Source organism: Pseudomonas sp. MYb13, from assembly GCF_002980075.1.
Taxonomy (GTDB): domain Bacteria; phylum Pseudomonadota; class Gammaproteobacteria; order Pseudomonadales; family Pseudomonadaceae; genus Aquipseudomonas; species Aquipseudomonas lurida.
This window is the reverse complement of the sequence record NZ_PCQI01000017.1, coordinates 60,943-82,384: the sequence shown is the minus strand read 5'-3', so window position 1 is coordinate 82,384 and position 21,442 is coordinate 60,943. Positions and strand designations below refer to the sequence as shown.

16 protein-coding genes are annotated in these 21,442 nt (G+C 62.4%); 14 read left to right on the top strand and 2 right to left on the bottom strand.

The features are described 5' to 3' along the window. Positions 1-152 precede the first annotated feature (152 nt). Both CQ002_RS23825 and CQ002_RS23820 read right to left on the bottom strand, forming a co-directional pair. On the bottom strand, positions 153-857 hold the full coding sequence (locus tag CQ002_RS23825; RefSeq protein ID WP_105161431.1) for a DUF3142 domain-containing protein: 705 nt from the start codon (positions 855-857) through the stop codon (positions 153-155). After that, positions 854-3,022: an outer membrane assembly lipoprotein YfiO gene (locus tag CQ002_RS23820; protein ID WP_105161432.1), complete on the bottom strand. Its 2,169-nt coding sequence runs from the start codon at positions 3,020-3,022 to the stop codon at positions 854-856. The genes CQ002_RS23825 and CQ002_RS23820 overlap by 4 nt, the downstream gene beginning before the upstream one ends. 168 nt (positions 3,023-3,190) lie before the next feature. On the opposite strand from CQ002_RS23820, the gene CQ002_RS23815 reads away from it, so the two are divergent. The 14 genes from CQ002_RS23815 (at position 3,191) to CQ002_RS23750 (ending at position 21,434) form a co-directional block, all read left to right on the top strand. Next, entirely contained in the window at positions 3,191-4,795 is a 1,605-nt protein-coding gene (locus CQ002_RS23815) for a glycosyltransferase family 39 protein (protein ID WP_105161433.1), read from the top strand. A gap of 33 nt (positions 4,796-4,828) precedes the next feature. Further along, positions 4,829-5,074, top strand: coding sequence for a DUF2789 domain-containing protein (locus tag CQ002_RS23810; RefSeq protein ID WP_034101836.1), 246 nt, complete (start codon positions 4,829-4,831; stop codon positions 5,072-5,074). A gap of 274 nt (positions 5,075-5,348) precedes the next feature. Then, on the top strand, positions 5,349-5,759 hold the full coding sequence (locus tag CQ002_RS23805; protein WP_069021082.1) for a MarR family winged helix-turn-helix transcriptional regulator: 411 nt from the start codon (positions 5,349-5,351) through the stop codon (positions 5,757-5,759). Beyond that, on the top strand, positions 5,756-7,834 hold the full coding sequence (locus tag CQ002_RS23800; protein WP_034101838.1) for an FUSC family protein: 2,079 nt from the start codon (positions 5,756-5,758) through the stop codon (positions 7,832-7,834). Before CQ002_RS23805 ends, CQ002_RS23800 begins: the two co-directional genes overlap by 4 nt. After that, positions 7,831-8,040 carry a DUF1656 domain-containing protein gene (locus CQ002_RS23795; RefSeq protein WP_012721577.1) on the top strand — a complete coding sequence of 70 codons (210 nt, stop codon included), beginning with the start codon at positions 7,831-7,833 and terminating at the stop codon, positions 8,038-8,040. The genes CQ002_RS23800 and CQ002_RS23795 overlap by 4 nt, the downstream gene beginning before the upstream one ends. Beyond that, positions 8,037-8,927: an efflux RND transporter periplasmic adaptor subunit gene (locus CQ002_RS23790; protein WP_034101839.1), complete on the top strand. Its 891-nt coding sequence runs from the start codon at positions 8,037-8,039 to the stop codon at positions 8,925-8,927. The genes CQ002_RS23795 and CQ002_RS23790 overlap by 4 nt, the downstream gene beginning before the upstream one ends. After that, positions 8,924-10,366 (top strand): efflux transporter outer membrane subunit, encoded by a 1,443-nt coding sequence (locus CQ002_RS23785; protein ID WP_034101840.1) that lies wholly within the window; start codon positions 8,924-8,926, stop codon positions 10,364-10,366. Before CQ002_RS23790 ends, CQ002_RS23785 begins: the two co-directional genes overlap by 4 nt. A gap of 81 nt (positions 10,367-10,447) precedes the next feature. Continuing rightward, entirely contained in the window at positions 10,448-11,080 is a 633-nt protein-coding gene (locus CQ002_RS23780) for a hypothetical protein (RefSeq protein WP_010214242.1), read from the top strand. 147 nt (positions 11,081-11,227) lie between these two features. Further along, on the top strand, positions 11,228-12,724 hold the full coding sequence (locus CQ002_RS23775; protein ID WP_034101841.1) for a YdgA family protein: 1,497 nt from the start codon (positions 11,228-11,230) through the stop codon (positions 12,722-12,724). 299 nt (positions 12,725-13,023) lie between these two features. Beyond that, complete coding sequence (gene pgaA, locus CQ002_RS23770) at positions 13,024-15,504, top strand: poly-beta-1,6 N-acetyl-D-glucosamine export porin PgaA (protein ID WP_034101842.1); 2,481 nt, start codon at positions 13,024-13,026, stop codon at positions 15,502-15,504. Between the two features lie 12 nt (positions 15,505-15,516). Next, positions 15,517-17,514, top strand: coding sequence for a poly-beta-1,6-N-acetyl-D-glucosamine N-deacetylase PgaB (pgaB, locus tag CQ002_RS23765; protein ID WP_034101843.1), 1,998 nt, complete (start codon positions 15,517-15,519; stop codon positions 17,512-17,514). Between the two features lie 2 nt (positions 17,515-17,516). Then, on the top strand, positions 17,517-18,857 hold the full coding sequence (gene pgaC / locus CQ002_RS23760; protein ID WP_034101844.1) for a poly-beta-1,6-N-acetyl-D-glucosamine synthase: 1,341 nt from the start codon (positions 17,517-17,519) through the stop codon (positions 18,855-18,857). Between the two features lie 2 nt (positions 18,858-18,859). Continuing rightward, the gene (pgaD, locus tag CQ002_RS23755) at positions 18,860-19,342 is read left to right on the top strand and encodes a poly-beta-1,6-N-acetyl-D-glucosamine biosynthesis protein PgaD (RefSeq protein ID WP_069021072.1); all 483 of its coding nucleotides are present in this window, start codon (positions 18,860-18,862) and stop codon (positions 19,340-19,342) included. A gap of 367 nt (positions 19,343-19,709) precedes the next feature. After that, entirely contained in the window at positions 19,710-21,434 is a 1,725-nt protein-coding gene (locus CQ002_RS23750; RefSeq protein ID WP_034101846.1) for a ShlB/FhaC/HecB family hemolysin secretion/activation protein, read from the top strand. Positions 21,435-21,442: the final 8 nt, after the last annotated feature.

The window sequence follows — 21,442 nt, the reverse complement described above, 5'->3', positions numbered from 1 at the left end:
GACTTCGCGGGCAAGCCCGCTCCCACAGTTGGAGCGTGGGGTGACGGTTAGATTTCGGTCAACTTTCAGGCCGCCAGCGGGAGCAAGCTCAGTCCCCACAGGCCCAACGCGGTGACCCGCGTGGTGTGGATAGCGCCTGCAGGTTGCGCGCATCAAGGGTTTTGCAAGAACACCACATAGCCTCGAAACCATTCGCTGTCCTTCAGATACCCCGGCGCTTCCCACGCTCCGCCCTGGATCAAGCCAATCTTGAACGGCAGCCCCAGCCGGTTCATGCGTGGCAAGTACGCCGCGTAATCCGGGATGCTGTGGCGACCCTGATACGTCTGCACCACCACTTCATCCACCACGCCCTTGAGCTGGGCGATGGCCGCCGGATTGGCGTTGCTGCTCCAGTCCATCAGGCCGGTGATGCTCAGGCGCAGGTCGGCAGGCAAGCGTTGGCGCAGGTCGCGCAGGAAATCGGCGTATTCGTGCAGGTACTGGGTGCGGGCGTCGAAGTCGATCTGGATACCGACCACCGGGTTGCCCGCCTCGCGCCAGCGTTGCACCTGGCCGAGCAGTTGGGTGTAGACCGGCTCGGGCCAGTGCAGGGTGTGGGCGCGGTAGACCACCCAGACTTCGCCCTGGGTCAGGCGCGGCACGCTCATGCCCTGGGCGATCAGTTGCACGCCACGTTGCGGCGCGCGGCGGGTGGCGTTGATCTGGCCCTGGAGGATGTAAAGGGATTTGGCCTGTTTGAGCACCGGTTGCGGCGTGACGCCGCTCCACAGCCAGAAGGCATCATAGTCGCGGGCGTCGACGGCGCCGAAAGCCGGGCTTGCCAGCAACAGCAAGCCTAGCCACAGGTGTTTCACCAGTAGTACTGCAGCGACTTGCCCCACTGAGTGTCGGCGAAGCTGCTTTTCAACTGGCGGAACCAGGCTTTGCGCAAGGCAGGTCCAACGTCTTGCCCGCCGCAGCTGTTGTAGCCGGACGGTGCGTAGCAGTTGATCGCGCGAAACAGCGCGTAGGCCTTGTCGTTCTTCGGCGCCTTAGCGTTGCCGATCACCTGTTTGTAGCCCTCCAGGCGCGAGAAGGTTTCCCCCTTGAAGTCCGACGCGGTGCTGCCCAGGCTGCCGGCGGCGCGTGCCTGCTCCAACGGCATGCCGTCCAGGCCGTTACGCAGGATGAACTCGCCCAGGCAGTTCAGGCCCTGTGGGTTCCTGGCATCACCCTGCAAGGTCGCGGCAATGTGCGCAATGCTCGGGCAGGCGTAGCCAGACTCGGCTTTGTCGCCATTCCACTGGAACAGCTTCAAGGTCTGGCTGGCGCTGTAGACGTAGCCCAGGCTGGTGCCCAGTTTGTCTTCCGAAGCCTGGGCCGGCAGTTGCTTGAGGTCTTCGGCGAAGGTCGCGAACTGACCACGCAGCAAGTCTTTGTAGAGCAAGACGAATTGTGCGGTCTGGCGTTCCAGTGGGTCGCTGGCCTGGGCGATCTGTTGGCGCAGCAACTCGGGGCCCGCAACGTTGCGCAGCAGGATGTAGCGCACCTGCTTGGCGCTGATCGGCGAGTCGGCGGCGAACACCTTGGCCACCTGGCCGCTGCGCTCGTAGTTCATGGCCAGGGCCAATTCCAGCTGGTCGCGTTGCAGTGGCAGTTTCGCCAGCGGCAGCAATTGCAGCCAGAGCGCCTCGGCGCCTTTCCAGTCTTGCTTCGCTTCCAGGGCCAGGGCGCGCAGGGTCTGCTGGCTGAAGGCGAAGTAATCCAGGCTCGACGGCACGCTCTGCGGCAATTGCTTCAAGGCGGCGTCCGGTTGATGTTCGGTGTACAGCGCACTCACCGCCAGCAAGTAGTCGTACAGCTGCGGCTCACCGGCGAATGCGGTTTTTTGCTTTTCCAGGTCGGCGCGGGAGAGGGCGGGTTGGTCGCCCCCGCGCATCACCATCAGGTCACTGACAAACTGGATCATGGGGGTGGTGACGGTCTCGCTATTGACCATCAACAGCTTGAGGTCAGCTTCCTCCACCAGTTCATCCACGGACACATTGCGCTGCGTATCCGTTGCCTGGGTCATCGCCCAAGCATAGGCCTCGGCGAGTTTGACGTTGTCCCCCGCCAGCCAGTAAACGCGACGCAACAGGCCGCGGGCGGAGGCCACGTAATCGCCCTGTGGATAAGTTTTCAGGTAGGTGAGGAAACCTCCCTCGGCATCGGACAGGGCGGACTTATCCACATGCTCGAGGCGCGGCATGCCATATTCGTCGAAGGCTTCGGCCTGGGCCTGGTTCAATGAAGTGCGTGCGGTCATGTACAGCGCGGTCTCTGTCAGCCATGGCACTTTGCTGCTGCTGGCGGCGGCAAACCCACGCTCGGCGTCACCGAAGCGACCGCTGTAGAAGTCGGCGGCGGCTTGCAGGTAAGTGCGCAGCAGTTGGCCGTCGGTGGACTGGATCTGCTGGGCGTCTACCACCTGGCCTTCCCACGAGCAGGCAGTGAGTAACTGCAAGCGCGCCTTCACCAGCAACTCGCGCTCTGTCGCCGGCATGTCGGCCTTGATCACCTGGCTGATAAACGCGGTGGCGCTGTCATCATCATTGCTGCGGCAGCGGCTGCCTTCGCCATTGAGGAACGCTTCGCCTGCGGTCTTAAATTCCTCGCGCTTGATGCCCAGGGGTTGAAGCAGCGCGTCGAGTTCGGCGGTGCGTGAGTCGTCCGGCGCGTTGTCGGGTTCGTCGTTTTTGCTGGAAATGGGCGCGAGGCGGTAGACCGGGAAGGGCACCGGGCCAAACCCCTGGGACAGGTCGTCTTCGCTCAGGGCGTTGGGCGTCAGCGCCGCGGCCTTTTTGTCAGCCAGCAGAAGGCGCAAGTTGACGCGACTGTCGTTACCGGGGCTGAGGAAGGGCTGGTTGCTGCACGAGTCGAGGCTGTCACGCGAGACCCGCCAGTCGGGGTAGCACGAGTCGTCGGAACTGGCCTGGGCCGGTTGGGAAATACCCGCGAGCAATGCCAGTGCCAGGGGTGACAGAAAACCGATGCGCATGACGTGTCCTTGATCCTGAGTCCTTGGAGGGGGGCAATAATAGCGTGTTCCTACTGTTGCTTCGGAGAAGCCCTGCACAAATTGCTGATTTGTCCGATTCCAGCAGCGGATCTGGGGCTTTTGTCCTAGAGTGGCGGTGTTTGCGTTTGGGCGATCAGGGGAATTGAGGTGGGTCGGTCTGTAGTAGAGCAAAACGAAAAGGTCGGGACCTTGCCCGCACTCAATCGCTTCACTTGGGAGGGGGCGGGCTGGATCACCCGATTGTGGTGGGTACCGATCCTGGCGCTGGCGTTGGCCCTGCGCTTTTACCACCTGACGGCGGCGGCGATCTGGGGTGACGAAGGCTCTAGCCTGCTGCTCAGCGAATACGCCTTGGGCGACCTGTGGTTTCACGCCGCGCACGATGTGCACCCGCCGCTGTACTTTTTCCTGCTGCGCGGCTGGATCGAACTGTTTGGCGACAGCATCTGGTCGATTCGCGGCATGAGCGCCATTCCCGGTGTGGTCGCCGTGGGCCTGGGCATCTGGCTGACCCGGCAACTGTCTACCCGGCGGGCTGCGGTACTGGCGGGGATCCTGCTGGCACTGTTGCCGACGGCGGTGCGCTACAGCCAGGAAGTGCGCATGTACTCCCTGCTGGGCGTGTGGTTGCTGGGCGCCACGCTGGCCTTGGTGTACTGGGTGCGTCAACCCGAGCGTACGCGTTATCTGGCGGCGTATGTCGTGTTGATGAGTGCCGGGTTCTACACCCATTATTTCACCGCGCTGTGCGTGCTGGTGCATTGGGCCTATCTGGGTGTGCTGTGTGGCACAGCGCCGCGAGGCCAGCGCCTGATCACGCGGCCGGCCTGGTGGGTGGCCAACGCGGCGATTGTGCTGGTGTACCTGCCGTGGCTGCCGAACCTGCTGGACCTGGTGCAACACGTCGAGCAACTCAAGGTGGGGGGCGACATTGGCTGGGAAGAGCCCGTCAGCCTGTTTTCCCTGCCCTCGATGATCTGGCAATTCGTGCTCCAGGATGAAGGCGTCGGCTTCTGGGCACCGCTGTTCTGGCTGTTTCCGCTGCTGTTGGTGGCTGTCGTGGTCATCACCGCCTGGCGTGACCGTGAGCGCCATCGACCGGCCAGCCTGCTGGCGCTGTTTTTCCTGTTGCCGCTGCTGTTGGTCTACGGTGTGTCGTTTATCTCCCCGGTATTTATCGAGCGTTACCTGACGGTTTACGCCCTGGGCTTGCCGGTCGTGATGGCGATGGCCATCGATCGCCTGCCGTCACGGTTTTCACTGCTGGGAGCGGCGTTGTTCGTGCTGTTTGTCGGCGTTGAACTGGCAGGGTTGAAGAACAATTTCACCGTCGACGAGCACGACCAGTTCAACGTGCCGGTGGAGTTCGTCAACCGCAACTACCAGGAAGACGACCGCATCGTCCTCAGCGACATGATGTGGTACCTCAGCTACGTGTATTACGACCAGACCGACGCCCAACTGCAGCTCTATACCCCGCCCAAACCCGACGGCACGCCAACGCGGCCGAATGCCTATGGCTTCGGCACCCTGGTGGACCAGGACGGCGGGCGCATCTACCTTGACCATCTGTCGGCGCTGCCTGCCAATACCCGTCGCGTGTGGCTGATCAGCAGCAACGAGGCACCGGACGATTTCGCCCCGCTGCCCGATGGCTGGCGCGAACTCAGCCGCCAGGATGGTGGCGGTGCGCGGGCGCGGTTGTTTGTGTTGTGCAACGTACCGTCAGCGCAACCCGAGGGCTGCCGCTAGACTGGGTGAATGCTTTTCTACCAGGAGCCCACCATGGAATCGCCTGTGCACAGCTTGCCGTCACTGTTCAAGCAGTTGGGTCTGCCGGACGACCCGGTGAGTATCGAGCAGTTTGTGGCGGTTCACTCGCCGCTCAAGCCGGAGTTGAAGCTGGCGGAGGCGTTTTTCTGGACCGATAGCCAGAAGGCGTTTTTGCGCGAGGAGATCCTGGAGGATGCGGATTGGGCCGAGGTGGTGGATGAGTTGAACCTGATGTTGCGGGGTGGGCGAGGGCAGTGAAAAGGCTCGACGCACGGCCTTGCCTCTGCGCGCGACGGCCTGGGCTTGATGGACGAAGCCCAGCACCGCCTTGAGGGGCCAGCGCCCACAATGTTTCGCAGTGGTGGAAAATTCTCCACCCGTGCCCAAACCCGCGTTACTTGCCCTGCCGGCCACCACCCATCCGCTAAATTGTTTCAAAACTTGACGCGTTTGGACCCATCGATCATATTGATAGTTAGCAAACTAACTGTATGCGAACGATCCCGTGCCTCAGTCCCTCGAACAACTCCAGATGAACCTCAGCAGCAGCATGGTGGTGGGCGCCCGCAACTGGCGCAAAATCTGCCAGACCACGCTGGTGAGCTATGGCATCTCCGAAGCCTGCGCCGTGCCGTTGTTGATGATCGGCCGCCTGGGTGACGGTGTGCACCAGGTCAAAGTCGCCCAGGCGTCGGGGATGGAAAGCCCGTCCCTGGTGCGCCTGCTCGACCGGCTGTGTACCGATGGCTATGTGTGCCGTACCGAGGATGTCCACGACCGTCGCGCCAAGGCCCTGAGCCTTACTGAGCGTGGTCGCGAGCTGGTGCAGGCGGTGGAGGTGCAACTGGTGCGCCTGCGCAAGGACGTGCTGGCGGATATCGCCTCCAGCGATCTGGAAGCCGCGCTGCGTGTGCTGCGCGCGTTTGAGGCGGCGTCGCTTTGAACGGATTTTTTACCGGTTTCCCGCCCGCCCGTGATTGGTTCTATGGGGTCCGTACCTTTGCGGCCTCGATGATTGCCTTGTACATCGCCATGCTCATGCAAATGCCGCGTCCGTACTGGGCGATGGCCACGGTGTATATCGTCTCCAGCCCATTTGTCGGCCCTACCAGTTCCAAAGCGCTGTACCGCGCCATCGGCACCTTCATGGGGGCGGCGGCGGCGGTGATTTTTGTGCCGATGTTCGTGCAGTCGCCCTACCTGCTGGTGGTGGTGATTGCCTTGTGGACGGGCACCTTGCTGTTTCTCTCCATGCACCTGCGCACCGCCAACAACTATGCCCTGATGCTCGCCGGCTACACCTTGCCGCTGATCGCCCTGCCGGTGGTGGATAACCCGTTGGCGGTGTGGGACGTGGCTGAGGCGCGCACCGAAGAGATCTTCCTCGGCATCGCCGTGGCCGCCGTGGTGGGCGCGATGTTCTGGCCGCGCCGGCTGATGCCGGTGTTCGATGGCTCGGTCGCCAAATGGTTTGCCGACGCCCAGGTCTATAGCCAGCGCTTCCTCACGCGCCAGGTGGCGCCTGAGGAAATCAGCACGCTGCGCGGCGGTATGGTTGCCACGTTCAACACCCTCGAACTGATGATCGGCCAGTTGCCCCACGAAGGCGCGCGGCCGCAGACGGTGCGCAACACCAAGGAACTGCGCGGCCGCATGATCCACTTGCTGCCGGTGATCGATGCCCTGGACGACGCGGTGTACGCCATCGAACACCGCGCCCCGGAGTTTGTCGGTCAGCTCACGCCATTGCTGGAAGCGGCCAACGCCTGGCTGGAAAGCACCACCGAGACGGCGCCCCTTGAACGCTGGCGCGTGCTGCGCGACCAGGTCGACGCCGCTCAACCCCAGGGCGAAGCGCTGGACGACCGTCACACGCTGCTGTTTTCCAATGCCCTGTATCGCCTGGGTGAATGGATCGACCTGTGGCAAGACTGCCGCAGCCTGCAAGCCGCCATCCAGTGTGAAAGCCAGGACTCCTGGCGCGCGGTGTACCGTCACTGGCGCCTGGGGCGGCTCACGCCGTTCCTTGACCGTGGCTTGATGTTCTACTCGGCGTTTTCCACCGTGACCGCAATCATCGTCGCCTCGGTGCTGTGGATCCTGCTCGGTTGGACCGACGGTGGCAGCGCGGTGATCCTCGCCGCCGTCGCCTGCAGCTTTTTCGCCTCGATGGACGACCCGGCGCCGCAGATCTACCGGTTCTTTTTCTGGACCGCCATGTCGGTGCTGTTTGCCAGCCTCTATCTGTTCCTGGTGCTGCCCAACCTGCACGACTTCCCGATGCTGGTACTGGCGTTCGCGGTGCCGTTTATCTGCATCGGCACACTCACTGTGCAGCCGCGCTTCTACCTGGGCATGCTGCTGACGCTGGTGAACACCTCGTCGTTCATCAGCATCCAGGGCGCCTATGACGCAGACTTCCTCAACTTCGCCAACGTCAATCTGGCGGGGCCGGTGGGCTTGTTGTTTGCCTTTGTGTGGACACTGATTGCGCGGCCCTTCGGCGCTGAACTCGCAGCCAAGCGCCTGACTCGGTTCAGCTGGCGCGACATCGTCACCCTCACCGAGCCGGCGACCCTGGCCGAACATCGGCACATGGCCGTGCAAATGCTCGACCGTTTGATGCAGCACCTGCCGCGCCTGGCCCTGATCAACCAGGACACTGGCACCGCGCTGCGCGATTTGCGCGTGGCGCTGAACCTGCTCGACTTGCTGGCCTATTCGCCGCGCATCCTCGGTGTGCCGCGGGTGCTGCTCAACCAGGTGGTGGAAGGTGTGGGCGGTTATTTCAAGGCCTGTCTCAAGGCCGGTGAACGCCTGCCCGCGCCCAGCGGTCTGCTGATGACCCTGGACCGCACGCGCCGCGCCCTCAACGGCCAAGGCCTGCAAGACGAAGACGATACGCGCCTGCACCTGCTGCACGCGCTGGCCGGGCTGCGCCTGTCGCTGCTGCCGGGCGTGGAATTTATTGGCGGCACCGAGATGCAAGCGCCGCTACCTGATGGAGCGCCTTTATGATCGGTGACCTGGATATCAGCGGCGTATTCCTGCCCACGCTGCTGGTGCTGATGGGCATTACGTATGTGTTGTTCCTGGTGGTGCACGGGCTGTTGACCCGCGTCCACTTCTATCGCCTGGTCTGGCACCGGGCATTGTTCAATGTGGGGCTCTACGCGCTGTTGCTGGGCGCGGTGGACTCACTCAGTCGATACCTGATGACATGAAAAAACCTTTTTTGACCATCGGCCGTGTAGTCCTGACGCTGTTGATCGTGACGTTTGCGGTCGTCGTGGTATGGCGCATGGTCATGTACTACATGTTTGCCCCCTGGACCCGAGACGGCCACATCCGTGCCGACATCGTGCAGATCGCCCCGGATGTGTCCGGGCTGATCCAGCGCGTTGACGTGCGCGACAACCAGTTGGTGACCAAGGGCCAGGTGCTGTTCGCTGTCGACCAGGACCGTTTCAAGCTGGCCCTGCGCCAAGCCCAGGCCGCCGTGGCCGATCGCCAGGAAACCCTGGCCCAGGCCCAACGCGAGTACAAGCGTAACCGTGGCCTCGGCAACCTGGTGCCCAGCGAGCAGCTGGAAGAAAGCCAGTCCCGCGTCGCCCGCGCCCAGTCGGCCCTCGCCGAGGCCCAGGTAACAGTGGATTCCGCCCAGCTCAACCTCGATCGCTCGGTGATCCGCAGCCCCGTGGACGGTTACGTCAACGACCGTGCGCCGCGCACCCAGGAGTTCGTCACCGCCGGGCGGCCGGTGCTGTCGGTGGTGGACAGCAATTCCTTCCATATCGATGGCTACTTCGAAGAGACCAAGCTCGACGGCATTCACGTCGGCATGAGCGTGGACATCCGTGTGATTGGTGATAACGCCCGCCTGCGTGGCCATGTGCAGAGCATCGTCGCCGGTATCGAGGACCGCGACCGCAGCAGCGGCTCCAACCTGTTGCCCAACGTCAACCCGGCGTTCAGCTGGGTGCGCCTGGCCCAGCGGATTCCGGTGCGTATCGCCTTTGATGATGTACCGGCGGACTTCCGCATGATCGCCGGGCGCACGGCGACGGTGTCGATCATTGGCGACGCAGTCAAAGACGGAGACAAACCATGAAGCAACTGATGGCAACCGCTGCGTTGGGGTTGTTGCTGTCGGCCTGCCAAGTGGTGGGGCCGGATTACAAGCTGCCGGAGACGTCGGCCGTCAACCGTGGGGACCTGCAAGGGCAACTCGCGGGCGACGGTCACAACGTTGTGTCGGCGCCGGTGCCGGCGGACTGGTGGAAACTCTACAAAGACCCGCGCCTGGATGAGCTGGTGCGCCAGGCCATGGCTTCCAACACCGACTTGCGTGTGGCCGCGGCCAACCTGCAACGCGCTCGGTTCCAGACCCAGGAAGCTGAATCTGCAGGCGGTTGGAGCGCCGGTGCCAAGGCTGAGGCCCAGCGCCTTCAGGAGTCGGGCGAAGCCTTTCTGCTGACTGAAAAAGTCCCGGTGGCCAACATCGGCAGTGCCAGTATCAGCACGTCCTATCAGTTCGACTTGTTCGGTACCCTGCAGCGCGGCATCGAAAGCGCCCAGGCCAGCGCCGATGCGGCCCAGGCCGCCGCCGACATCGCCCGCATCACGTTGGTCGCGGATGTGGTGCGTTCCTACACCCAGGTGTGTGCGGCCAACGAAGAGCTGGCGATCGCCAACGAGTCCCTCGACCTGCAGGCCCAGAGCACCAAGCTGACCCAGCGCCTGCGCGACGCCGGGCGTGGTGATGAAACCCAGGTGACCCGTTCGCAGACCCAGTACAAATCCTTGCGCGCCGACATGCCGCGCTACGAAGCGGCACGCCAGGCCGGTCTGTACCGCCTGTCGATGTTGCTGGCCAAGCCGCTGGATCAACTGCCAGCGGGCACCGGCACGTGCGCCGAGCTGCCGCACATCGCCCAGTTGCTGCCGGTCGGTGATGGCGCGACCTTGCTCAAGCGCCGCCCGGATGTACGCCAGGCTGAACGCCAACTGGCGGCCGCCACCGCGCGAATCGGTGTGGCCACTGGCGCGCTGTACCCAGACATCAGCATCGGCGCCACAGTGGGCACTGTCGGGATTCTCGATGACCTGGGCACACCGGCGACCAACCGCTGGGGTTTTGGCCCGCTGATCAGTTGGTCGGTGCCGACCAACGGCGCACGCGCCCGTATCCATGAAGCCGAAGCCGCAACCCAGGGCGCCTTGGCGCATTTCGACGGCGTGGTGCTCAACGCCATCCGTGAAACCCAGACCGGCCTTGCGCAATACACCGCGCAGTTGCAACGCCGCGACGCCCTGGCCGAAGCCGGCGAGTCCGCCAGGGAGGCCGCAGACCAGACCCATCGCTTCTTCCAGGCGGGTCGCGCGTCATTCCTGGCCGACCTGCAGGCCACCCGCACGTACACCGATGTGCGCGCGCAACTGGCCGCGGCCAACACCCAGGTTGCCATGAGCCAGATCGATCTGTTCCTGGCCCTGGGCGGTGGTTGGGAAAGCGGACGAACGCAAGCGTCTCAGCCCAGCAAACCCTGAGCGAATGACTATGCTTTGACAGGTGGAGCGCCGTGACGCTCTGCCTGTCACTGCTCGCGTTTGCTCATGGGGATTCCAATAATGAAAAACCCTTATGCTCCCGCTTTCTGGTGCGTGTGTTTCGCACTGGTATTGTTGTCGGCTACCTACTTCTACGGCGTCATGCTGGCTCATCAACTCGACAAGGCCATGGTGTTTCTCGACAGCGCCTGCCTGGTGATCGGCACCCTGTCCATCGGCGTCGTGGCCTGGGCCTCTTACCAAAATCAACGGGTGAAGAAAAAGCTCCTCGAACAAGGCAAGACCCGCGTGGCGATCTGGGACACCAAGGTTGCGCTGCGCCGGGTCGAGACCGTGTTCGACCGCTATTTCTGGGGCAGCTATTGGCAGCCGGGGCGGACCTTCCAGGAAGTCATGGGCGACCTCACTGGCACACCCCTGGAAAAAAGCCTCGAAGTCCTGAAAAAACAGTGCGTGGCCCTCGACCGGCAAGTGGCCGACGGTAGGCATTGGCTCAATAACGCGCGGGAACTGTCCGATGTGGCGACCCAAATGGCCCGCGAACGCTACCAGTTGGACTTCTGCGACCCCAAGGCCGACACCCCCGGCAATGCCGTGATACACCGCGAGTTTGAGGTGCTGGTGTACACCTGGACGGCGCGCCTGAAGAGTTTCGACCACCAATTGGATGAAATTGAGTTGGAGTACTCCTGAACTAGTACTGAACTGATCCCTCTGAAAAGCTGGGCCGTTCTCGGCCGCCAGTGCTAATCTTCCCCCGTTTTCGGCGGGCTTGAGCCAATCCCCCTTGGGGTTCAAGGAAGACAGCCCACTTCTCACAGGATTTGATCAGGTCACTTCATGAATAAGCCAGCAGTCGTTCTTTTGGGTTTTGTTGTCGCCGTGGGCGTCGTCAGTGCAGGCGGTGCCTGGTACACCGGCAAGCAGCTGGAGCCGGTGCTGCAAACGGCCGTGCAGGACGCCAACAAGGAACTGCAACGTTCCATGGCCGGCGTCGACGGCACCGTCGCCCTGGAGTTGGTGTCCCTGGACCGTGGCCTGTTCAGCAGCACTGCGCACTACCGCCTCAAGGGCCAAGGCTCGTTCTTCGGCGAGCAGAACCCGAACCCAGAGCTGCTGATTGTCGACCATATCGAGCACGGCCCACTGCCGTTCTCGCGCCTGGTGTCGCTGAAATGGCTGCCGGTCATGGCCACCAGTCATTACGCGCTGGAAAAGAACGCCACCACCGAAAAATGGTTCGCCGCCGCCAAAGACGTGTCGCCGCTCAAAGGCGTGGCCAATATCGGCTACAGCCGTTCGGTGAGCGGCAATCTCGAGCTGCTGCCCCTGGAGTTCAAGGACGACACCTCCTCTGCGAGCTTCTCCGGCCTGAACCTGGATTTCGACAGCACTGCCGAGGGCAAGAAGGTCAAGGTTGATGGCTACATGAACAGCCTCAAACTGGCGATGGTCGACGCCAATGGTACGCCGTTCGATGCTGAATTCGCTGGCCTGACCGTCGCCAGCAACCTGGAGAAATCCACCTTCGGCTTCTATACCGGGCAGAACACCGTAGAGTTGAGCGACACCAAGCTCACCTTCGGCCCACAGAAGGCCGTGCTGACGTTCAAGGGCTTCGAGCAGAAAGACTCCAGCGAGATCAAAGACAACAACATGGACGGTCGCGTCGATTACAAGATCGACGAGATCGGCTACCAGGGCAAACCTGTCGGCTCCGCCGCCATGGCCCTGAGCTTGAAGAACATCGATGTGCCGTCGGGCCTGGTGCTGACCAAGCTGTATCAGGACAAGATGCAGCCGGTACAAGCCGCTGCCGCAGCGGGCCAACCGGTGCCTGAGCTGCAACTGACCGAAGCCGAGCAAGCCCTTGCTGAAGCCAACGTCAACCAATTGCTGGCTGCCAAGCCGCACCTGGCGCTGGAAAACCTGTCCCTGAAAACCACCCACGGTGAAAGCAAATTCAACCTGGTGCTGGACTTGGCCAAGCCGACTTCCATGGAACTGCCACCGGTTGAACTCGGCAAGCAGATGGTTTCGTTGCTGGACGCCAACCTGACCCTGTCCAAGCCGATGATCGCCGACGTTGCCGCCCTGCAAGCGCAGGTTGGCGGTGTGACCGACCCTAAGGCCATCGAGCAGCAATCCCAGATGGCCAGCGAAATGGTCAGTGGCATGGCCGTTGGCACGCAACTGGCGACCCTGGTCGGCAGTGACGTGGTCTCCAAGCTGCATTACGCCAACAATGAAGTGACCTTCAACGGCCAGAAGATGACCGTCGAGCAGTTCATTGGCTTCGTGATGTCCAAAGTCGGTGCGGTCGGCGGCGCGCAGTAAAGAATTCGCCATCGCCCAGAAATAAATAATGGGGGAGCGGGGTTGCCCGCGGTAAGGGTCAAACGGTCGGCGCGTGCGTCGGCGTGTACCCCCTTATCGCTTGCAACCCCGTTCCCCCATTCGCTTTTCAGATTTGCGCGCAATTCTGAACAATTGTTCTGAATTGTCCTTTTTCATACAGGCGTCGGGGATAGTTCCTACAGGAAAGCTAGGTCGGGTCACGAGACGCCGACGCCCTGATGCAAATCGCTCAGGACCACCTATCGTTACAGCTTTCCGTGTGTAAGGAAGCTCACGATATGCTGCGAACCCTCCCACTCAGTGCCTCAGGCCGGTTGCGGCTGCTCATCGGGGTAACCTTGTGCAGCCAGTTGCTGATGCCCACCTTTGCCATGGCCGACGCGGCCTATGACGCCCTGATCATCCAGGCGCGCAACGGCAACTTCACACCCGCCCTGACTCAATTGCGCCAACTGCCTGCCGAGCGTCAGACGCCAGGCCAGATCAGCGACCACCTGGTAATTGCCGGTTGGGCCGGCCAGGATGCCGAAGTGCTGAAGGTGTACGAGGCCCAGGGTCAGAATCGCAACTTGACCGCCCAGGCGCTGGCCACGGTCGCACGTACCTATCGCAACCAGAAGCAGTGGGCGCAGGCCGAGGCGGTCTATCGCAAGGCGCTGCTGCGTGAGCCGAACAATGTCGACCTGCAACTGGGCCTTGCCCTCACCCAGGCCGATGGCGGTAAAACCAGCGAAGCGGTGCAACGCGCCCGCGCCCTGGTGGCCGCCAAACCCGACGACCCCAACCGGCGCATGGCCCTCGGCTACGCACTGACTCGCGCCGGCTTGCAGTTCGACGCGCTGCATGAGTTCGACCAGGCGTTTATCCGCGCCGGCAATAAACCGGAAGTGGCCCGCGAATACATCGTCGCCTTGCAAAAGGCGCGTTTGCCGGAGCCTGCGTTGCGCCTGTCGGCCCAGCGTCCGGGGCTGGTGGACCCTGTGACCCAGCGTCGCCTGGAAGGTGACCTGGCGGCCGAGCGCGTGCGCATGGCCGAGTTCGCCACGCGTAGCGAGAAAGAACGCTATGTCATCGCGGATCGGGCCTTGCAGGGCTACGACCAGCTCCTCGCGCGTTGGACCCCGGACGCCACGGCCCGTGACGATGTGCTGATCTGGCGCATCGATCGCCTGGGCGCGCTCAAGGCACGGGCGCGTACCGCTGACGTGATCCGCGAGTACGAAACCCTCAAGGCCGAAGGTGTGCAATTGCCCACCTATGCCGTGCGTTGGGTGGCGGCGTCCTACCTCGACCAACGCCAACCGGAAAAAGCCGAACCGTTGTACCGCCAGGCGCTGAGCGCCCCCGATGCCGAGCCCGATGATCGCGTCGAAGACACCACCGCGTTGTTCTACGCCTTGCAGGAAAGCGACAAAGCCGACGACGCTCGCGAGGTCGCGAACAACCTGGCCAAAAGCCAAAACCCACGGGTGGAGCTCAAGGGCTTGCCGGTCGGCAACCCCAGCGACGCGTGGATGGACGCGCAACAACTGTCAGCCCAGGCTGGCGTCTTCGGCGGCGACCTGCCGGGCAGCGAAGCCGGCCTGGAAGCGTTGGTGGCCAAAGCCCCTGGCAATGTCGGCCTGCGCCTGGCCCAGGCCGACATGTACCGCGCCCGCGATTTGCCCCGGCGCGCCGAAGGCATCCTCAAGGAAACCGAAGCCCAGGCTCCGCGTGATATTGGCCTGGAAGTGAGCCAGGCCTACACCGCCATGGACCTGCAGGAGTGGCGCCAGCTCGACGTGCTCACCGATGACGTGGTGGCACGCAACCCGGACAACCGCCAGGTGCAGCGCCTCAGCCGCCTGCGCGATGTGCATGACATGGCCGAGCTGCGGGTCGAGGCCTACACCGGTAAAAGCTTCGGCGGTGGTAACAACGGCGATGCGGGTGCCGTCTCCGGGAGCCGTGACTGGGGGATTGAAAGCCGCCTCTACACGCCACCCATCGACGAAGACTGGCGCCTGTTCGCCGGTGCCGGCTATGCCCGCGCCGATTTCGAAGAGGGGACCGGCCAGCACCGTTGGCAGGTTGTCGGCGTAGAGCGGCGCACCCGCGACATGACCATTGAAGCCGAGGTCTCCAACCACTCCTACGGCGATGGCTCAAAACAAGGCGCCGCCGTGTCGATTGCCCGTGACATCAATGACAACTGGCAATACGGCGGCAGCCTTGGCTACCTCCTGTCCACCACGCCGCTGCGAGCGTTGAACGACGGGGTCACGGCCAATGGCGGCAGCGGTTTCATCCGCTGGCGTGCCAACGAAAGCCGCGAGTGGAAGCTGACCCTCAGCCCGTCCCATTTCAGTGATGGCAACGACCGCTTCGAGGCCTTGCTCAGCGGCCGTGAAGGCCTTTACAGCTCATCCAAAGTGCAAGTGGACCTGGGCCTGGAAGTCGGCGCCAGCCGCAACAGCAAGGAAGACACGGTCTACTTCAACCCGAAGTCGGACTTCACCGTGTTGCCGGTCCTCAACATCAACCATGTGCTCTATCGCCGCTACGAGACCCAGTGGAGTCAGCAGTTCCAGGTCGGTGCGGGTACGTATAGCCAGCGGGATTATTCCACCGGTGGCATCGGTCTGGTCGGCTACGGCCAACGTTTTCGCTGGAACGATGTACTGGACGCCGGCGCCAACCTGAGCCTGATCAGCCGACCTTACGACGGTGATCGTGAACGCGATCTGCGTTTGCTCGTCGACCTCACTTACCGTTTCTAGAAGAGCCTGACCATGACCGTCCTCAGCCGTTGCCTGTTGATCCTGGGCGTAATGCTGGCCAGTGCCTGCGCCCAGCAACCCGCGCCTTTCACTCCACCCGCCGAGCGGCCGACACCGGCCAACGAAGCGCCGTGGCCGAAAAACCATTTCCTGGGCATTGCCTACCACGATATCGAAGACCGCGATCCCGATCAGGCGGTGGTGGCGGTGCGCACCGAGCGTCTGATCGAGCAGTTGGCCTGGCTGCGCGAGAATGGCTACCAGGCGGTCAGCGTCGACCAGATCCTGGCGGCCCGCAACGGTGGCCCGGCATTGCCGCCCAAAGCCATCATGCTCAGCTTCGATGACGGCTATTCGAGCTTCTACACGCGGGTGATGCCGATCCTGCGCGCCTACCACTGGCCGGCGTTGCTGGCGCCCGTGGGCTACTGGATCGACACGCCGCTGAACAAACCCGTGGACTTCGCCGGGCAGCCACGGCCACGTGGCGAGTTCCTCACCTGGCAGCAGATCCGCGAAGTGTCCCAGTCGGGCCTGGTGGAAATCGCGGCGCACACCGATGCCAGTCACACCGGCATTCTGGCCAACCCGCAGGGCAACCTGGAGCCGGCGGCGACCTCGCTGCGCTTTGACCCGGCCACGGGGCGCTATGAAAGCCAGGCACAGTTCGACGCGCGGATGCGTGCCGATGTGGTGGCGATCTCCAACAAGATCCAAACAGTCACCGGCAAGAAACCACGCGTGTGGGTCTGGCCTTACGGTGCGGCCAAGGGCACTTCGTTGGCGATTGTTGGCGAGCAGGGCTACCAGATGGCCCTGACCCTGGAAGATGGCCTCGACAGCTCTAATGACTTGATGAACAGCCCGCGCTTCCTGGTGGCTTCCGACCCGGACGGCGAGCACTTCGCCAACAGCATCGTCGCGGCGCAAGCCAAGGCCCCTATGCGCGTGTTGCATGTGGACCTGGATAACGTCTACGACCCGGACCCGGCCCAACAGGCTCGCAACCTCGACCAGCTGGTGCAAAGGGTGGTGGATATGGGGGCAGGCACGGTGTTCCTGCAAGCCTTCGCCGACCCCAAGGGTGACGGCCTGGTGCATGAACTGTACTTCCCCAACCGCCACCTGCCAGTACGCGCCGACTTGTTCAACCGTGTCTCCTGGCAACTGCACACCCGTGCCCATGCCGCGGTGTATGCCTGGATGCCGGTGCTCAGCTTTGCCCTCGACCCCAAGCTGCCCCGCGTGACGCGCTGGGACCCGGAAACCGGCAAGACCGGCCTTGACCCGGACCAGTACAAACGCTTGTCGCCGTTTGACCCGCAGGTGCGCAAGATCATCGGTGAGATCTACGAGGACCTGGCGCGCAACAACGCCATCGACGGTGTGCTGTACCACGACGATGCGGTGTTCAACGACTTCGAGGACGCCAGCCCTGGCGCGCTCAAGGCGTACGCCGCCAACGGCCTGCCGAACAGCATCGAGGCCCTGCGTGCCGACCCGGCAGTGATGCAGCGCTGGACACGTTTCAAGAGCCGCTACCTGATCGACTTCACCAACGAGCTGACCGCCAAGGTCCGTGCCATTGGTGGGCCGCAGGTGCAGACCGCGCGCAATATCTTTGCCGAACCGATGCTCAATCCCGGCAGCGAGACCTGGTTCGCGCAGAATCTCGATGATTTCCTCCAGACCTACGACTGGACCGCGCCCATGGCCATGCCGTTGATGGAAGGCCAGGAATACAAGACCTCCAATGCCTGGCTGGAGAAGCTGGTGGCGACGGTCAAGGCGCGCCCCGGCGCGATGGAACGCACCGTGTTCGAACTGCAAGCCAAAGACTGGCGCACCAAGGCTGCGCCGGATATCGACGCTGTGCAGATGGCTGAATGGATGGGTGTGCTCAAGCGCCAGGGTGTCACGAGTTTTGGCTACTACCCGGACAACTTCCTGGAAAACTCCCCGGACCTGAAGACTGTACGTCCGGCCCTTTCCAATCAATGGAACCCTTGACCATGTTCGACAGAATCCTGGCTTTATTTGTGCTGGCATTGGTATTGGGCGTGCCCCTGGGCCTGATCTTCCTGGTCACCGGGCAGTTCCTGATGGACTTTGTGTTTTTCTACCCGCTGTTCATGTCAGCGCTGTGGATCGCAGGCGGCCTGTATTTCTGGCTGCACTGGGAGCGGCACTGGCCTTGGGAAGAAGACACACCGGCACCCACGCTGGCGGGCAACCCGCTGATCTCGATCATCATCCCTTGCTACAACGAGGGGGATAACGTCGCCGATACCATGCAGGCAGCGCTCGGTCAGCTGTACCCGAATATTGAAGTGATTGCGGTGAACGACGGCTCCCAAGACAACACCGCTGCCGTACTCGACGCACTGGCCCTGGAGAACCCGCGCCTGCGCGTACTGCACCTGGCGCAGAACCAGGGCAAGGCCGTGGCCCTGCGCATGGGCGCCGTGGCCGCGCGCAGTGAATACCTGGTGTGCATCGACGGCGACGCGCTACTGGATAAAAACGCTGCGGCCTACATGGTTGCGCCGATGCTCGATAACCCGCGCCTGGGTGCCGTGACTGGCAACCCGCGCATTCGTACACGTTCGACCTTGATCGGCCGGGTACAGGTGGGTGAGTTCTCTTCGATCATCGGTTTGATCAAGCGTACGCAACGGGTGTTCGGCCGCATCTTCACAGTGTCGGGTGTGGTGGTCGCGTTCCGTAAAAAGGCGCTCGACCGTATCGACTACTGGAGCACCGACATGATCACCGAGGACATCGATGTCAGTTGGAAGCTGCAGCTTGATCACTGGAGCATCTTCTACGAGCCACGTGCCCTGTGCTGGATCCTGATGCCCGAAACCGTCGGCGGCCTGTGGAAACAGCGTCTGCGTTGGGCCCAGGGCGGTGCCGAAGTGCTGTTCAAGAATATCCGTGGCATCTGGCAATGGCGTCATCGCTACTTGTGGCCGCTGTTGTTCGAATACTGCCTGTCCACCGGTTGGGCCTTCACCTTCCTGTTGTCGGTGATCTTCTGGGGCGTGGGCAAATTCATCCCACTGCCACAGGCCATCGCGGTGGACTCCCTGGTGCCGCCAGCGTTTACCGGGCTGGTCCTGGCGATGGTGTGCCTGGCGCAGTTTGCGGTGAGCATCATGATCGACCGCCGCTACGAGAAAGACCTGTGGAAAACCCTGTTCTGGACCGTGTGGTACCCGATGGTGTTCTGGCTGGTCAGCCTGTTCACCACCCTGGTCAGTTTTCCCAAGGTGCTGTTCAACCAGCATCAGAAGCGTGCGCGCTGGGTCAGTCCGGATCGCGGCATCAAACCTACTGAAGAGGAGGCGTGATCATGAAACTGGTCAGAACTCGCCAACGTACGGTGATGTGGATCATTGATGTGCTGTTGACCCTGATGGCCTGGGCCGGGTTGATCTGGCTGCTGGCGCGCGGGATTAACTCGATGCTGGAAACCCACGGTGGGCCCCGGATCGAGGCGCCGATTTTTGCCGCGCTCAACACCCTGCAGATCTACCTGTGGATCGCCCTGTTCAACGCTGTGATCCTGATCAGCTGGGCGCGCTACCAGCAACGCCGAGGCCGCAAGTTCGCCCAGCGTCGCGCCGAGGCCAAGGCCTTGAGCGACCAGAACCTGAGTGAGAGTTTCAGCCTGGGGGACGGGGACCTCGAGCAGTTGCGTCGACCTGGGGTGCTGGTGATCCATAACGACGAGGACGGCGGCGTCGCAGAAGTGAAGTCCCATGTGTCCCGCGATGTCGAAAAACCGGGGCTTACGCTGGTACCTGGCAAGGACCAGAACAAGGACGCTAGTTAAGAAAGCACGGTATTGGATCGTTCCCATGCAAGGTGGGAACGATTTCGCTTAATCCCGACAAATGGGATCCAATTCACAAAAACGCCGAGAACTTTTCTGATCTTTTCGGTACTAACTTATCTCGGAAGGAACTTGATGGCTAACTAATAGCATCTATAAGTTCCCCGAAGAAATGCGATCAACTGTGCTGCCGCTTGTCGGAATAATACTCCCAGCTACAAGCCTGCGGCCCTTTGTATAATTTTTAGTTGTTATTAATCAATAGGTTGCGCGAGTAACTAGTTCCAACTTCAAACGGGCTCATTTTTTTGAGTGCGTCGAAGTTCGATGTTAGTTTGCCGCCCCCTTGATTGTCGACGGATCGAACATGTCTCTGTTATTGCCACGGACTCGGTTATTACTGTGCACTTTCTTGCTCGCCTATATGAGCCTGAACAGTGCTACGGCTGCCCCTACGCCTGGGGATCAGGACCTGATCCGCGATCGGCAGAACCGCCTGCTCGAAGAGCAACGCCGCCGCCTCGAGGAACTCCAGGACCTGCCGGGCAAAGGCACCCAGTCCCCGGCCCCGGACACCCCTGCCGACAATCGTTGCTTTGCGATCAAGGACATCCAGCTGCAGGGGGCAGACAGCCTGTCGGCGTCGGACCGCGCGCGCCTGCTCAAGCCTTATGTCGGCCAATGCCTGGGGGTGTCGCAGCTCAATGAACTGCTCAAGGTCATCACTGACTTCTACATCGCCAAAGGCCGTGTCACCAGCCGTGCCTACCTGCCGCAGCAAGACCTTTCCAGCGGCCACCTGCAGGTGCTGGTGGTGGAAGGCAAGCTCGAAGGCTTGAAAGGCGCCCAAGGCAGCACCGTCACCGATCGCGAACTGGCGATGGCTTTCCCCGGCAAGGTGGGCGAGCCGCTAAATTTGCGTGAAGTCGAACAACTGGTCGACCAACTGAGCCGCTTGCCCTCCAAGCAGGCACACATGGAACTGACCCCCGGCAGCCAGGTGGGCGGCAGCGACGTCGTGGTCAAGAACACCCCGCAAAAGCCGTGGCGCGCCAGCCTGTCGCGTAACAATGACGGCCAGAAGAGCACCGGCGAACAGCAATGGGGGGCCGGCCTTGAGTGGGACAGCCCCCTGGGCCTTGCCGATCAACTGATACTGCGCGGCGGCCACGACGCCATGAGTGACCACCAGAAAACCTCGAAAAACAGCATGCTCTACTACAACGTGCCGTGGGGCTGGTGGAACTTCAGTTACACCTACAGCGAGAGCGACTACCGCACCCTCGGTGATGTGGATGGCTTCAAGTTCAAGCAGTCCGGCGACAGCCAGAACCACCAACTGCGCGCCGAACGTGTGATCCATCGTGACGACGTGAGCAAGACCTCGGTGAACGTCGGCCTTGCCCATCTGCGTACCAACAACTACCTGCTCGACGCGCGCCTGGCCCCCAGCAGCAACCGCCTCAGCGAATTCCAGGTCGGCATCAACCACGGGCGACGTATCGGCAGTGCCTTCGTCAACCTCGACCTCGGCATGCAGAACGGCATCGGCGCCTTTGACGCACAGAGCAACGACCAGGAACGCGATCGCGAGGGCAACCTCACGCCCACGCCGAACTACCGCAAATACACCGCCACGCTCAGCTACCTGCAACCGTTCACGCTGTGGGGCGAGTCGTTCAGTTTCTCCAGCCTGGCCACCGGGCAGCGCAGTGAAGACGTGCTGTTCAGCCCGCAACGTATCAGCCTCGGCGGGTCGGCTTCGGTACGCGGCTACAAGGACCAGCAACTCACCGGCGACAGCGGTGGCTACTGGCGCAACGATATTCGCTGGGCTCGCCCTGTGACGTGGGACTGGATGCGCCCGGCGTTCCTGGAGTACGGCGCCAGCGTCGGCTACGACCAGGGTGTGATCCGCAATGACCGCTACAACGACAACCTCCATGGCCGGGTCTCGAGCAACTCCCTGGAGCTGTTTGCCCGCGGCAGGAACGTCAGCGCCAGCGTGACCTTCGCCCACTCCCTGGAACGACCTGCGGTGATGAGCGAGCGCGAAGCGCCGATCTATTTCCGCATGGATTTCTACCTGTAATTCAACGC

Bases quoted from the DNA above. Each gene is read 5' to 3' on its own strand.
- CQ002_RS23820 (WP_105161432.1), bottom strand. From the start codon at position 3,022: ATGCGCATCGGTTTTCTGTCACCCCTGGCACTGGCATTGCTCGCGGGT.
- CQ002_RS23810 (WP_034101836.1), top strand. From the start codon at position 4,829: ATGGAATCGCCTGTGCACAGCTTGCCGTCACTGTTCAAGCAGTTGGGT.
- CQ002_RS23805 (WP_069021082.1), top strand. From the start codon at position 5,349: ATGAACCTCAGCAGCAGCATGGTGGTGGGCGCCCGCAACTGGCGCAAA.
- CQ002_RS23795 (WP_012721577.1), top strand. From the start codon at position 7,831: ATGATCGGTGACCTGGATATCAGCGGCGTATTCCTGCCCACGCTGCTG.
- CQ002_RS23790 (WP_034101839.1), top strand. From the start codon at position 8,037: ATGAAAAAACCTTTTTTGACCATCGGCCGTGTAGTCCTGACGCTGTTG.
- CQ002_RS23785 (WP_034101840.1), top strand. From the start codon at position 8,924: ATGAAGCAACTGATGGCAACCGCTGCGTTGGGGTTGTTGCTGTCGGCC.
- CQ002_RS23780 (WP_010214242.1), top strand. From the start codon at position 10,448: ATGAAAAACCCTTATGCTCCCGCTTTCTGGTGCGTGTGTTTCGCACTG.
- CQ002_RS23775 (WP_034101841.1), top strand. From the start codon at position 11,228: ATGAATAAGCCAGCAGTCGTTCTTTTGGGTTTTGTTGTCGCCGTGGGC.
- pgaA (WP_034101842.1), top strand. From the start codon at position 13,024: ATGCTGCGAACCCTCCCACTCAGTGCCTCAGGCCGGTTGCGGCTGCTC.
- pgaB (WP_034101843.1), top strand. From the start codon at position 15,517: ATGACCGTCCTCAGCCGTTGCCTGTTGATCCTGGGCGTAATGCTGGCC.
- pgaC (WP_034101844.1), top strand. From the start codon at position 17,517: ATGTTCGACAGAATCCTGGCTTTATTTGTGCTGGCATTGGTATTGGGC.
- pgaD (WP_069021072.1), top strand. From the start codon at position 18,860: ATGAAACTGGTCAGAACTCGCCAACGTACGGTGATGTGGATCATTGAT.
- CQ002_RS23750 (WP_034101846.1), top strand. From the start codon at position 19,710: ATGTCTCTGTTATTGCCACGGACTCGGTTATTACTGTGCACTTTCTTG.